Source organism: Dactylosporangium sp. McL0621 (assembly GCF_049995355.1).
Classification (GTDB): Bacteria; Actinomycetota; Actinomycetes; order Mycobacteriales; family Micromonosporaceae; genus Dactylosporangium.
Map to the genome: position 1 here is coordinate 12,000,019 of NZ_CP188259.1, position 12,577 is coordinate 12,012,595.

Consider the following 12,577-nt stretch of genomic DNA (forward strand, 5'->3'; position numbering starts at 1 on the left):
TGGGGTATCGAGCTTGCTATCGAGTGCCCGGTGAAGCCGTCGTCGCGGGTGCCGGCCCCGGCCGGGTATGTCTGGCACCCTCGATAGGAGAGTGCTAACTCGGAGGTTATGCCGGTGGCTAGCACTCCGTCAACTAGAGTGCCAGACACGCCACGAATTCACCCTGGATCCCAGCAAAGGACGCCGTGCTGCCCGAGGACGTCGAGGCTCTGACCACCCCGGCCGGCCGGGAGGCGCTCGCCGCCGCGGCCGCGCAGCCCGACGGCGATCCCCTGGCCGCGGCCGAGAAGCTGCGCGCCCAGGGCTTCCCGCCCGCCCTCGCCGCCGCGGCCCTCACCCAGGTCGAGCTGCGCAGGAAGGCGCGGGCGAAGTTCGGTACCGATGCCGGGCAGATGTACTTCACCCGGGCCGGGCTGGAGCAGGCGACCCGCTCCGCCGTCGCCCGGCGCCGGGCCGCCCGGCTCGCCGCGGCCGGCGCGACCCGGGTGGCCGACCTGGGCTGCGGCATCGGCGCGGACACGATCGCGTTCGCCCGGGCCGGAATGCGGGTGCTGGCCGTCGACGCGGACCCCGGGACGGCCGCCGTGGCGGCCGCGAACATCCGGGCGCTCGGCCTCGGCGACCTGGCGATGGTCGAGGCCCGCGACGCCACCGGGACGCCCCTGGTCGCCGTCGAGGCGGTGTTCTGCGACCCGGCCCGCCGCACATCGGGCGGGCGCCGGGTGTTCGACCCGCGCGCGTACTCCCCGCCGTGGGACTTCGTCACCGCCCTGCCCGAGCGGGTGCCGAACACGGTGCTGAAGCTGGCGCCCGGCATCGACCACGCGCTGCTGCCGGCCGGGGCCGAGGGCGAGTGGGTGTCGGTGGACGGCGACGTGGTCGAGGCGGCCGTCTGGTGCGGGCCCCTCGCCGAGGTCCCCCGGCGCGCGACGCTCATCAAAGCCGGCCGCACCTTCGAGCTCACGGGCCGCGGCAACGAGCAGGCCCCGGTCGGCCCGCTCGGCGAGTACCTCTACGACCCGGACGGCGCCGTCGTCCGCTCCCACCTGATCAAGGAGCTGGCGGAGAGCATCAACGGCAACCTGCTGGACGAATCGATCGCCTATGTCACGACAAATGTTGACATAGCCACAGATTTCGCGAAGAAGTACAAGACCATCGCCCGCCTCCCCATCGCCCTCAAGAAGCTCCGTGCGGAGCTGAAGGCAAGAGACATCGGCGCACTGCAGATCCTCAAGCGCGGCTCGGCCCACGACGTGGAAGACCTGCGCCGGCAGCTCAGGCTCGAAGGCTCCCAGAGCGCCGTCCTGGCCCTGACCCGCATCAGCAACGAACCCGCCGCGATCCTGCTCAAACCAGTGGATGTCCCAGCCGCCGCTGCAGGTCGCTGAGCGTGTCCTCGGCGAGCACCTCGGCCGGGCGCAGCCCGAGCTGGCCCAGGAGCTGCCGCCCGGTGTCCCGGCACATCTCGTAGGTCAGGCGGTCGTTGAGCCAGCGCAGCCACTCCACGATGTCGTTGACGTAGAAGGCCACGCTCTGCTCGGAGTTGCGCTGCCGGCGCTCCTCGGCCACCACCAGCAGGGCCGCGGCCAGGCGCCGGCGCGCGAAGTCGTGCCCGGACAGGGCGTCGGCGAACGCGTCGGCCCGGTGCCGGGGCGCGGTCGGCGACACGGTCAGCTTCGGGAACGGCGGCTCGCCCGCGGTCCACACCTGCGCGCTGCGGGGCACGAACTCGGGCTCCAGCACGACCTCGACCCGCGAGGCGTGGCCGGGGTCGTCGACCGCGATGAGCACGCGCGGGCTGTGGCTGTTCACCTTCGTGACGTACCGCGAGAGCCCCCCGCCCTCCTCGACGCAGAACTTGGCGTCGGGCAGCTTCAGGAGCCCGTCGAAGACCAGCCGCCCGACCCGGGGCCCCGCCCCCTGCCACAGCCGCACCCGCACCGGCCCGACCTGCGGGCGCGCCGCGATGCGGACGTGGTGCTCGGTCGCGGTCACCGCGCCGTCGCCGTCGAACACCGCCAGGTCGACGCTGTTCGTCGCGCCCAGGAACAGGTGGCCGTGGCCGAGGTACAACTGGACCGAGCCGATCTGCATCTCGCTATTGTGGGCCAGTGGCGAGCAAGGGTACCCCGGCGACCGCACTGCTGACGCGCGCGAAGGTGACGTTCACCCCGCACACCTACGAGGTGGACCCGCGCGCCTCCTCCTACGGCGAGGCGGCCGCGGCGGCCCTCGGCGTCGACCCGGCACGGCTGTTCAAGACCCTGGTGACCACGGTCGACGGGCGGCTGACCGTCGGCGTGGTGCCGGTCTCGGCCTCGCTGGACCTCAAGGCCCTCGCGGCCGCGGTCGGCGGCAAGCGCGCCGCGATGGCCGAGCCCGCCGCGGCCGAGCGCGCCACCGGCTACGTGACCGGCGGGATCTCCCCGGTCGGGCAGCGCTCGCGGCTGCCGATCGTCGTCGACGCCTCGGCGGAGGGCCTGGCCACGATGTACGTCTCCGGCGGCCGCCGCGGCCTGCAGATCGAGCTCGCCCCGGCCGACCTCGTACAGGTCACCGGCGCGACCCTGGCGCCGATCGCGTCGCACTGAAACCATGTCGGTCGTGCGGGCATCGGATGAGGACCGGCAGCGCGTGATCGGGGTCCTGCAGCGGCACACCGAGGCGGGCCGGCTGACGCTCGACGAGTTCTCCGACCGGGTCGGGACCGTCTACGCGGCCAAGACCCTCGACGACCTGCGGGCCGCGATCGTCGACCTGCCGGCGTTGACCCCGGCCAGGCCGGCGCCCGAACCGGTGCACGAGACGTCGCACGACCGCCAGCTGCTCCTCACCTTCGCGCTGGCGATCGCGGCCGTGGTGCTGATCGGCCTGATATACGCGCTGCTCAAGTAGCTCGAGCGCCTCGAGCAACGCGCGAACCTCAAGTAGCTCGAGCGCCTCGAGCAACGCGAGGCCTCAAGTAGCTCGAGCGCCTCGAGCAACGCGAGGCCTCAAGTAGCTCGAGCAACGCGCGAACCTCAAGTAGCGCGAGCACCGTGCCACGACCGCCACAGGGCGGCGTAGGCACCCCCGGCCGCGACCAGCTCGTCGTGGCTGCCCAGCTCGCTGATCCGGCCGTCCTCGACGACCGCGACCCGGTCCGCGTCGTGCGCGGAGAAGAGCCGGTGCGCGATCGCGATCACGGTCCGCCCCTCCAGCGCCCCGGCCAGCGAGCGCTCCAGGTGCCGGGCCGCGCGCGGGTCGATGAGCGACGTCGCCTCGTCCAGCACCAGCGTGTGCGGGTCGGCCAGGACGAGCCGGGCGAGGGCCAGCTGCTGGGCCTGGGCCGGCGAGAGCGACAGCGCCGTGGTGTCGAGCCCCTCCGGCAGCGCGAGCGCCCAGTCCAGCGCGTCGACCGTGGCCAGGGCCGCGCACAGCTCGGCGTCGGTCGCGCCCGCGCGGGCCAGGGTCAGGTTGTCGCGCAGGCTGCCCATGAACACGTGGTGCTCCTGGGTCACGAGCGCGACGTGGCCGCGCAGCTCCTCGAGGGGCAGTTCATCCAGCGGTACCGTGCCGAGCTCGATCGCCCCCGCGCGCGGGGCGTGCACCCCGGCCAGGAGCCGGCCCAGCGTGGACTTGCCGGCGCCGCTGGGGCCGACCATGGCCAGCCGCTCCCCCGGGCGCACGGCGAGGTCGATGCCGTGCAGGACGTCGCGGCCGTCCACGTAGGAGTACCGGACGTCCTTGGCCACCAGCACCTCGTCCACCGGCTTCGGCCCGTCGGCCGGCACCGGCGGCGCGGCCGCGGCCCGCACCCCGATCAGGCGCGCGAAGGAGGCGAGCCCGAGCTGCAGCTGGTCGACGTAGCTGAGGATGCGGTCGAGCGGGTCGATGATCGACACGAAGTACAGCACCGCGGCGGTGACCTGCCCGACCGTCGCCCAGCCCTCCAGCACGAACCAGCCGCCCGCGACAAGCGTGACCGCGGCCGGCAGGGCGTAGCCGAACTCCGAGAGCGGGAACCAGACGGTGCGCAGCCGCAGCGTGTACATCGCCGCCGCGTAGGTGCCCTCCAGCTGCTCCTGGGTGCGCTCGATGCGCTGCCGCTGCCGGCCGAGGGTCTCCACGGTCCGGGCGCCCTCGACGGTCTCGGCGAGCCCGTCGGCCACGCGGGCCAGGGCCGCGGTCTCGCGCAGGTAGCCGGCGTTGGCGCGGCGGAAGTACCAGCGGGAGGGCCCGTAGAGCAGCGGCACCGCGACCAGGGCGGGCAGCAGCAGGATCGGCGCGACCAGCGCGACGGCGCCGAAGGTGAGCAGCATCTGCAGCCCGCCGACCACGATCGCGGGCAGCGCGGTCTGCACCGAGTCCGACGTCTGCGACACGTCCCGCGAAGCCCGGCTGAGCAGGTCGCCGGTGCCGGCCCGCTCGACGGTGGACAGCGGGATGGCGAGGACCCCGTCCACGAACTCCTCCCGCAGCCGCGCGAGGACCCGCTCGGCCAGCTGCGCGGCGGCGACCCGCGCGTAGCGCACCAGCACCGACTGCGCGACCACGAACCCGGCGATGGCCAGCGCGGTCCGGTCCACGGTCCACGTCGTGGTCCCGGCCGCGACCCGCTCGACCAGCCCGCCGAGCAGCGGCGGGGCGGCGAGCCCGGCCGCGGCCCCGGCCACGTGCAGCGCGAGGACGCCGGCGAGCCGCCCCGGGTAGTCGGTGAACAGGGTGCGCAGATACGTGCGCACCTCGGCCCGCGACGCGGTCGGCAGCATGTCAGTCCTCTCCGCGGGTGACGGTCGCGGTGTACGCCGGGCAGGTGTCCAGCAGTTCCCGATGCGACCCGGTGGCCGCGACCCGCCCGTCGGCGCCGACGAACGCGACGGTGTCGGCCCGGTCCAGCAGCAGTGGGCTGGTCGTGCAGACCACTGTCGTGCGCCCGGCCCGGGCGGCCGGCAGCCGTTCGGCGATGCGCGCCTCGGTGTGCGCGTCGACCGCACTGGTCGGCTCGACGAGCACGAGCACCGGCGGGTCGAGCGCGAGCGCCCGGGCCAGCCGCAGCCGCTGCTGCTGGCCGCCGGAGAAGTCCCGCCCCCGCTCGGCGATCTCGGCGTCGAGCCCGCCGGGCAGCGCGTCGACGATGTCGGTGGCGGCCGCGTCGGCGAGCGTCGCCCCGGCCCCGACCTCGTCGCGCAGCCGGCCCCGGAACAGCGTCGCGTCGTTGTCGGCCAGCAGCACGTGCCGTCTGACGTCCGCGAGGGCGATTTCCCGCAGCGGTACCCCGTGCAGCCGCGCGTTCGACGAGGGGTCCAGCCGGGCCAGGCGCTCCGCGATCGCCTCGGCGTGCTCGGGCCGGACCGCCGCGACCGCCGTGAGCCGGTGCCGGGCCACGAGGAGGCCCGAGTCGGGGTCGTCCAGGTCGCCGTCTGTTGCGGGTACCGAATCCGGATGCTCCTGAAAATCGGGCTCGAGGCGCAGAACGGCGACGACCCGGCCCGCGGCCACCAGCCCGCGGGTCAGCTTCTGGGCGAACTCGGTGAGCGTGCGCAGCGGCCCGATCAGGAACGCCGCATAGGCGTAGAAGGCGACCAGCTCGCCCGGGGTGATCCGGCCCGTCACCGCGAACCGCGCGCCCAGCCAGGTGACCAGCGCGATGAAGCAGCCGGGCAGCAGGATCTGCGCGGCCTCCAGCGTCGACTCCACCTTCGCCACCCGGACCCCGGCGAAGCGGACCCGCTGGGACTCCACGCGGTAGCGCCGGGAGAACTCGGCCTCGCCGCCGACCCCGCGCAGCACCCGCAGCCCGGCCACGATGTCGCCGGCCCGGCCGGTCAGCTCCCCGGCCAGGTCCCGCTGGTGCCGCCGGCGCTGGTGCAGCGGCCGCAGCAGCGCCCCGACGACGACCACGAGCACGGGAACGCCGAGCACCACGACGAGCCCGAGCGGCACCGAGACCCGCAGCAGCAGCGCGGTGACGACGACGAGCGCGACGAGCGCGCCGCCGGCCCGGGCGCTGACGTCCAGCGAGTACCCGATGTGGTCGAAGTCCGTGGTCCCGATGCTCACGACCTCGCCGGTCGCCACCCGTTTCGGCAGCGCGGCGCCCAGGCGGGTCGCCTGCCGCGCGGTGACCTGGACGGTCTTGAACCCGGCGCTGAGGAAGTTGGACACGGCGAACCGGTGCCGCATGACCCCGGTGACGGCGGTGGCCGCCCCCAGCCCGAGCAGCGCCGCGCCTGCGATGAGCACCCCCGCGCGGTCGCGCCGCGTCAGGGCGTCGACGCCGGCCCCGATCGCGGCTGGAACGAGCGCCTGGCTGACCATCCAGAGGACGCCGAAGAAGATGCCGCCCGCGATCAGCGAGCGCTGCCCGCGGACGATCCAGAGTAGGTAACGGGCCGCCGATCGGCTGTCGGGCTCCCCGGGCTCGGCTTGTGGCAGTCTCCGCACAACCCCCGACGGTAACCGCAGGGGCGCCCGGAGCGCCTTACATTATTCAGCGGTCGACTTCGGTGAAGTCCCAGAACTGCGGCTTGCGGGCGACCAGGTGCGACGGCGGCTCGGCGAACGGCTCGGGGGTGCTGCCGCGCCACTTCGACAGGACCACCAGGCGCTGGTCCGTGGACGAGTACACCTCGCTGCTCAGATGCATCGGGTGGACCTCGACCTTGGGCAGCATCGCCTCACACACCCAGGACAGCAGCTCCCCGAACGCCTCCGGGTGCGCCCTGACCTCCCACATGCGCACGATCACGGCGCTGGACTCTACTACCCCGGACATCAGGCCGTCACCAGCGTGATCGGCATCGCCGAATCCGACGGCAGCCCGAGGTCGCCCGGCGCCGCTCCGGCCGCGACGAGATGGGAGCCGAGCGCGGCGACCATCGCCCCGTTGTCGGTGCAGAGCTTCGGCCGCGGTACGCGCACCGTGATGCCGTACTTCTCGCAGCGCTCCTGGGCCATCGACCGGATCCGCGAGTTGGCCGCGACGCCGCCCCCGATGACCAGGGTGTCGATGCCGTACTCCCGGCAGGCGCCGACCGCCTTCGCCGTGAGCACGTCGCAGACCGCCTCCTGGAAGCTCGCCGCCACGTCGCCGACCGGCACCGGCTCGCCGGCGCGCTCGCGGGCCTCGACCCAGCGCGCCACCGCCGTCTTCAGCCCCGAGAACGAGAAGTCGAAGCGGTGCTCGGCGAGGTCCCGGGGGCCGGTGAGCCCGCGCGGGAAGGGGATCACGACCTGCCCGTCGCGGGCGGCCTTGTCGATCGGCGGGCCGCCCGGGAACGGCAGCCCGAGCAGGCGCGCGACCTTGTCGAAGGCCTCGCCGGCGGCGTCGTCGATCGTCGCGCCGAGCGGGACCACGCCGCCGGCCAGGTCGTCGACCCGCAGCAGCGAGGAGTGCCCGCCGGAGACGAGCAGCGCGACCGCGGGCTCGGGCAGCGCCCCGTGCTCCAGCGTGTCGACGGCGACGTGCGCGGCGAGGTGGTTGACGCCGTAGATCGGCTTGCCGGCGGCCAGCGCGTAGGCCTTGGCCGCCGCGACCCCGACCAGCAGCGCGCCCGCGAGCCCGGGCCCGGCGGTGACCGCGATGGCATCCACATCGGACAGCGTCACGCCGGCCTTGTCCAGGGCCCGCTGCATCGTCGGCACCATGGCCTCGAAGTGGGCCCGGCTGGCGACCTCGGGCACCACGCCCCCGAACCGCGCGTGCTCGTCGACGCTCGACGCGATCTCGTCCGCGAGCAGCGTGTGCCCGCGGACGATCCCGACGCCGGTCTCGTCGCACGACGTCTCGATCCCCAGAACGAGCGGCTCAGCCTTGTTCACGACTCATCACCAGTGCATCCGTGTTGCTGGGCTGGTAGTAACCGCGGCGGATGCCGACGGCCTCGAACCCGTACTCCGCGTAGAGCCGCTGGGCCGGCGCGTTGTCCACGGCCACCTCCAGCAGCACCTGCCGCGCCCCGCGCCGCTGCGCCTCGGCCAGCAGCGCCTCCAGCAGCCGCCGGCCGATCCCGCGCCGCTGGGCGTCCTTGCGCACCCCGATGTTCTGCACCCAGGCCTCGTCGGGCGCGGCCACGGCCAGCCCGGCGTAGCCGACGACCCGGTCGCCGTCCACGGCCACGAGGTAGTGGTGGCCGAGGGCGAGCTCGTTCCAGAACATGCCCGCCGACCACTGCTCCTCGCCGAACAGCTCGTCCTCGATCGGCAGCAGGTCCGCGATGTGGAACCAGCGCATCTCGGCGAGCTCGACGTCGCGCACGACCGCGTCCGTCACTGCAGCGCCGGTTTCCGCTCGCCCGGGAGCACCGCGTCGGGCCGGCGCAGGTACAGCGGCGTCAGCGTCTCGCCGGGCGCCTTGCCGCGCACCCGGTCGGCCGCGAGCTCGGCCAGGGCGAGCGCCGGCGGGTAGCGCGGCCCGTCGACGGGAAGCTTGAGAATATCGGCGTACTTCTCCGCGCCGTCGCCGGCCGCGTGCCCGATGCCGTCGAGGGCGACCGCCGCCGGCCGGGCCACGTCCGGTCCGGCGATGCGCCGGCCGTCGGCGTACACGCCCCAGTAGATCTCCTTGCGCCGCGCGTCGGTGGCGACCAGCGCGCGACCCGGAAGGCCGAGGCCGATCGCGTCGAGGGTGCACACGCCGTAGACCGGGATCGCCAGGGCGTGGCCGAGCGCGGCCGCCGTGACCAGCCCGGCGCGCAGGCCGGTGAACGGGCCGGGGCCGACGCCCGCGACCACCGCGGCCAGGTCGCCCGGGGCCGCCCCGCCCTCGGCCAGCACGGCGGTGATCTGCGGGGCCAGCAGCTCGCCGGCGCCGCGCGCGTCGACCGTCACCCGCTCCGCGAGCAGTGTGACCTCGTCGTCGATCCGCGCGAGCGCCGCGGTCACCGCCGCCGTCGCCGTGTCCACCACCATCACCAGCACGGCCCCAACTCTAAATGAGTTAACAGCGCCGCAATGAGAGACACCTAGCATCGGCCGCTATCGACGCCGTCAATTCACCGATTCTGGTTGTGGACATCGGCTCCTGGGCCCTGTCCGCCGCCGTCGTCCAGCCCGACGCGCTCCACCCGGTGCGGGAGCGCACCTCCGGGGCCCTGCGCTGGCCGGGCGGCGCCACGATGGCCGGCCGGTCCGGCCTGCTCGTCGGGGCCGCGGCCGAGCAGGCCCGGGACGAGCATCCCCGCCAGTACGTCGACGGCGTCCGCCGCGCGGTCGACGGCAGCGCCCCCGTCTGGCTCGGCGATCGGCAGGTCCACGGCGTGGAGCTGGTCGGCGCGGCGCTGGAGGCGGTCGTGGAAGAGGCCCGCCGCGTGTACGGCCCGGTCGAGCGCCTGGTGCTGAGCGCGCCGGCGGCGTACCGGACCCACGACCCCCGGCGCGAGGCGCTGGTCGCGGCCGCGTCCCTGGCCGGCTTCCCCGACGCCGAGCTCGTCACCGACGCGAGCGCCGCGGTGCTCGACCCGTCGACGATGGTGGAGGTGCCCGAGGGCGGCCACGTGCTCGTGTGCGACCTCGGGGCGAACTGGACGGCGACGCTCGCGCAGGTGCAGCAGGGCCGGCCGGTGCCGCTGAGCCAGGAGAGCTCGGGCCACGGCCGCGACATCGACGTGCTGCTCGTCGCCGACCTGCGGGCCGCGCTCGCCGAGTGGGTCGAGCCCGCGTTCGCGGCCGGCGGCGACACCGGCGTGCGGGCCGGCCTGCACGCGCTGGACATCGTGCGGCGGCTCAAGCACCGCCTCGCGGACGTGCCGGAGGCGGCGGAGGAGGTGGAGGCGGGCGTCCCGCCGTACCGGCTGGACCGCCGCGCCCTCGACCGGCTCACCGAGCCCGCCGCCCGGTGGCTGATCGCCAGCGCCCGGGCGGTGGTGGCGCGCGCGGGCATCCGGCCCCCGGACGTGGCCGCCGTCCTGCTCGTCGGCGGCGGCGCCCGGCTGCCCGGGGTCGGCCAGATCCTGCACACGGGCCTGGGGGTACCGGTGACCCGCCCGGCCGACCCGGAGCTGGCGGTGCTGCGCGGCGCCGCGGCGTGGGTGCGCGCGCTCCCGGCCCGAGCGGTGCCGGCCGACCCGCCGTCGTGGCGGGTCGAGCCGCTGTCGTGGACCGTCCCGGGCGGGCGCGGGCGGCTCGTGCGCTGGCTGGTGAAGGAGGGGGAGGCGTACGGCCGCGAGACCCGGCTCGCCCAGGTGCGCACCGCCGACGACCGCGTGTTCGACCTCTCCTCCGGCCGCGGCGAGGGCATCCTGCTGGAGCAGCGCATCGCGGTCGGCGACATGGTCGTGTCCGGCGCCGTGGCCGCGCACGCGCGCCTGGAGCCGGCCGGGGCCGAGCGCTTCCAGCTCGCCAAGCGCCACCACCTGCGCGTGGCCGGGGACTGGCTGCTCACGCCGGACCGGCGCGCCCTCGTCGAGTGCTCGGGCGACGGCGAGTACGTCAAGGTCCGCGCGATCGCCAGCGGCGCCCTGGTCACCGAGCTGCGGCCGGGCCGCGGCGCCGGGCGGGGCGGGCACGCGCAGGTCGCGCTGGGCCCGGGGCAGCAGCTGGCCCTGGTCACCTGGGACGCGGAGGGGCATTTCGCGGTCTGGGACGTGCTCTCCGGCCGCGTGACGGCGTCCTTCTCGGATGCCCACAAGCCGGACGCGGTACTGCTGAACGAGGCCGAGTGGCGCCTCGTCACCACCGGCGAGGGCGCGGCCCACGTCGGCCGCTACCGCCGCGACGTCGCGACCGTGTGGGACCTGGCCACCGGGGCCCGCCTCGACCGGATCGTGGGCGAGGACCTGCCGAAGCGCTTCACCGGGTACGCCGAGACGAGCCGCGCGGACGCGTTCGCGGCGCAGATGGAGAGCCCGGACGGCCGGCTGCGCGCGGCGGCGCTGGACGGCACCCTGTCGGTGCGCGACCTGGAGACCGAGGCGGAGGTCTTCCGCGCCGACCTCACCCCGGGCCGGGCGGTCAGCACCGCGTTCTGCCACGAGGGGCGCCACCTGCTCGCCCGGGGCTCGGACGAGCAGGGGGCCTGGGTCGACGTGTGGGAGGTTCTACAGCCCGTCTGAGACCCGGGCGGGCCAGTCGCCGCCGCGGGGGATCAGGGCCACCACGCGCGAGTCGTCGTCGCGGCGGTCGAGGCGCACCTCGAGGTGCTCGTCGCTGAGCTGCTCGACCAGCCCCTCGCCCCACTCGACGAGCGTCACCGAGTTCTCCAGCGTCGCGTCGAGGTCGAGCGCGTCCACCTCGCCGATCGGGTCGGCGACGTTGCCGAGCCGGTAGGCGTCGACGTGCACCATCGGCAGCGTCCCCCCGAGTGCGGGGTCGGGCTGGTGCACGCGCGCGATCACGAACGTCGGCGAGGTCACGGCGCCGCGTACGTGCAGGCCGGCGCCGACGCCCTGGGCCAGGGCGGTCTTGCCGGCCCCGAGCGGGCCGGTGAGCACGACCAGGTCGCCCGCGCGCAGGACGGACGCGAGCGTCTTGCCGAAGTCCCGCGTCTGCTCGACGGTGGACAGGATTCTCGTCACTGCTGCACCTTCGTGAGGAACGTGTCGATGGCCTCGTTGACCTCGTCGGCGTGCTCCAGCAGCACCACGTGGCCGCCGTCGGCGATGACGACCAGCTCCGCCTCGGGCAGCACCGACGTTATCTCGTACGTGTGGGCCAGCGGCGTCAACACGTCCTTGTCGCCGCAGACCAGCAGTACGGGGACCGAGCGTAGCGGGCCCAGGACGAGCAGCCGCGAGTGCGTGTAGAGGGTGCGCAGGTACCGGGCGATGACCTCCGTCGACGTGGTCGAGTTCATCGTCTCGACGTACGACACCAGCGCCGGGCTGGGGCGGGACGTGCCGAACCCGTAGCGGCGGGTCAGCAGCCACGCGAGGTCGGTCGACGCCTTGCGCGCGCGGTCGATCACGGACGAGCTGATCGGGCCCGCGAGCCCCACGATCGGCAGCAGCGGGCGGCGGAAGCGGGCCACGACCTCGGGGAAGCCGAAGGTGACCTGGTCGAGCTTGCCGGCCGAGGTGGAGATGAGCACGCAGGCCTCGACCCGGGTCTCGAACAGCTCGGGCAGCTGCTCGGCCAGGGCCATGACCGTCATGCCGCCCATCGAGTGCCCGACGAGCACGATCGGGCCTTCGGGGCAGGTGGCCTGGATCACCGCGCGGAGCCCGGAGCCGAGGGAGTCGATGGTGTACTCGCCCTTGGTCAGCCGCCCCGAACGGCCGTGCCCGGGCTGGTCGTAGAAGACCATCCGGTGCTTGCCCTCGAAGTACGTGCGCTGGAAGTGGAACGTGCCCATGTCCAGGCAGAAGCCGTGGACGAAGACCAGCGTCGGGCCCGGGCCGTCCACGACCTCGACGTGCAGGTCGATGCCGTCGTCGGTGGTGACCGACAACACCTCGTCGGCGGCCCAGATGCCGAACGGCTCCTCGGCGTACGGGTCCTCGGCGTTCTTGGAGCGGCGCACGAGGTACCGCTCGGTGGCCACCCCCGCCGCGACCCCGGCCGCGGCGAGACCGACGATCGCCCCGACGATCCCGGCCGCGCGCTTGCGGCTGCCGGCCTTCACCACCTCGGTACCCATGCCGAAGAGCCTAAACGG

General features: G+C 74.5%; 13 protein-coding genes. 4 read left to right on the forward strand and 9 right to left on the reverse strand.

Translation table 11 applies throughout. The features are described from left to right. The first annotated feature begins 185 nt into the window (after positions 1 to 185). The gene (locus ACPPVO_RS56875) at positions 186 to 1,391 is read left to right on the forward strand and encodes a THUMP-like domain-containing protein (protein WP_426508059.1); all 1,206 of its coding nucleotides are present in this window, start codon (positions 186 to 188) and stop codon (positions 1,389 to 1,391) included. Here the strand turns inward: ACPPVO_RS56875 and ACPPVO_RS56880 are convergent. Continuing rightward, a complete protein-coding gene (locus ACPPVO_RS56880) occupies positions 1,351 to 2,097 on the reverse strand; it encodes a hypothetical protein (protein ID WP_426508061.1) in 747 nt (248 codons plus the stop codon). The two genes, ACPPVO_RS56875 and ACPPVO_RS56880, sit on opposite strands and share 41 nt — an antisense overlap. A 17-nt stretch (positions 2,098 to 2,114) precedes the next feature. On the opposite strand from ACPPVO_RS56880, the gene ybaK reads away from it, so the two are divergent. Continuing rightward, positions 2,115 to 2,594 carry a Cys-tRNA(Pro) deacylase gene (gene ybaK, locus ACPPVO_RS56885; protein WP_360374565.1) on the forward strand — a complete coding sequence of 160 codons (480 nt, stop codon included), beginning with the start codon at positions 2,115 to 2,117 and terminating at the stop codon, positions 2,592 to 2,594. A gap of 4 nt (positions 2,595 to 2,598) precedes the next feature. Then, positions 2,599 to 2,898, forward strand: coding sequence for a DUF1707 SHOCT-like domain-containing protein (locus ACPPVO_RS56890; protein WP_360374567.1), 300 nt, complete (start codon positions 2,599 to 2,601; stop codon positions 2,896 to 2,898). A 125-nt stretch (positions 2,899 to 3,023) separates the two neighbouring features. Here ACPPVO_RS56890 and ACPPVO_RS56895 read toward each other — a convergent pair whose 3' ends face one another. Genes ACPPVO_RS56895 through tsaB form a run of 6 tightly spaced genes read right to left on the reverse strand, consistent with a single transcriptional unit; the run spans position 3,024 to position 8,904 of the window. Next, on the reverse strand, positions 3,024 to 4,754 hold the full coding sequence (locus ACPPVO_RS56895; protein ID WP_426508064.1) for an ABC transporter ATP-binding protein: 1,731 nt from the start codon (positions 4,752 to 4,754) through the stop codon (positions 3,024 to 3,026). A gap of 1 nt (position 4,755) precedes the next feature. Next, the gene (locus tag ACPPVO_RS56900; protein ID WP_426508066.1) at positions 4,756 to 6,429 is read right to left on the reverse strand and encodes an ABC transporter transmembrane domain-containing protein; all 1,674 of its coding nucleotides are present in this window, start codon (positions 6,427 to 6,429) and stop codon (positions 4,756 to 4,758) included. Between the two features lie 46 nt (positions 6,430 to 6,475). Further along, positions 6,476 to 6,733 carry a hypothetical protein gene (locus tag ACPPVO_RS56905; protein ID WP_360374893.1) on the reverse strand — a complete coding sequence of 86 codons (258 nt, stop codon included), beginning with the start codon at positions 6,731 to 6,733 and terminating at the stop codon, positions 6,476 to 6,478. Positions 6,734 to 6,759: 26 nt separating this feature from the next. Beyond that, positions 6,760 to 7,806 (reverse strand): tRNA (adenosine(37)-N6)-threonylcarbamoyltransferase complex transferase subunit TsaD, encoded by a 1,047-nt coding sequence (gene tsaD / locus ACPPVO_RS56910; protein WP_426508068.1) that lies wholly within the window; start codon positions 7,804 to 7,806, stop codon positions 6,760 to 6,762. Then, the gene (gene rimI / locus ACPPVO_RS56915; protein WP_426514894.1) at positions 7,793 to 8,218 is read right to left on the reverse strand and encodes a ribosomal protein S18-alanine N-acetyltransferase; all 426 of its coding nucleotides are present in this window, start codon (positions 8,216 to 8,218) and stop codon (positions 7,793 to 7,795) included. The genes tsaD and rimI overlap by 14 nt, the downstream gene beginning before the upstream one ends. 35 nt (positions 8,219 to 8,253) lie before the next feature. Continuing rightward, the gene (tsaB, locus tag ACPPVO_RS56920) at positions 8,254 to 8,904 is read right to left on the reverse strand and encodes a tRNA (adenosine(37)-N6)-threonylcarbamoyltransferase complex dimerization subunit type 1 TsaB (RefSeq protein ID WP_426508069.1); all 651 of its coding nucleotides are present in this window, start codon (positions 8,902 to 8,904) and stop codon (positions 8,254 to 8,256) included. 89 nt (positions 8,905 to 8,993) lie between these two features. Between tsaB and ACPPVO_RS56925 the strand changes: the two genes are divergently transcribed. After that, positions 8,994 to 11,036: an Hsp70 family protein gene (locus ACPPVO_RS56925; protein ID WP_426508071.1), complete on the forward strand. Its 2,043-nt coding sequence runs from the start codon at positions 8,994 to 8,996 to the stop codon at positions 11,034 to 11,036. On the opposite strand, the gene tsaE is transcribed toward ACPPVO_RS56925, so the two are convergent. Together tsaE and ACPPVO_RS56935 are read right to left on the reverse strand one after the other, a co-directional pair. Next, positions 11,022 to 11,498, reverse strand: coding sequence for a tRNA (adenosine(37)-N6)-threonylcarbamoyltransferase complex ATPase subunit type 1 TsaE (tsaE, locus tag ACPPVO_RS56930; protein WP_426508072.1), 477 nt, complete (start codon positions 11,496 to 11,498; stop codon positions 11,022 to 11,024). The two genes, ACPPVO_RS56925 and tsaE, sit on opposite strands and share 15 nt — an antisense overlap. Then, positions 11,495 to 12,559, reverse strand: a complete 1,065-nt coding sequence (locus ACPPVO_RS56935; RefSeq protein ID WP_426508074.1) for an alpha/beta fold hydrolase — start codon at positions 12,557 to 12,559, stop codon at positions 11,495 to 11,497. The genes tsaE and ACPPVO_RS56935 overlap by 4 nt, the downstream gene beginning before the upstream one ends. Between the last annotated feature and the right edge of the window lie 18 nt (positions 12,560 to 12,577).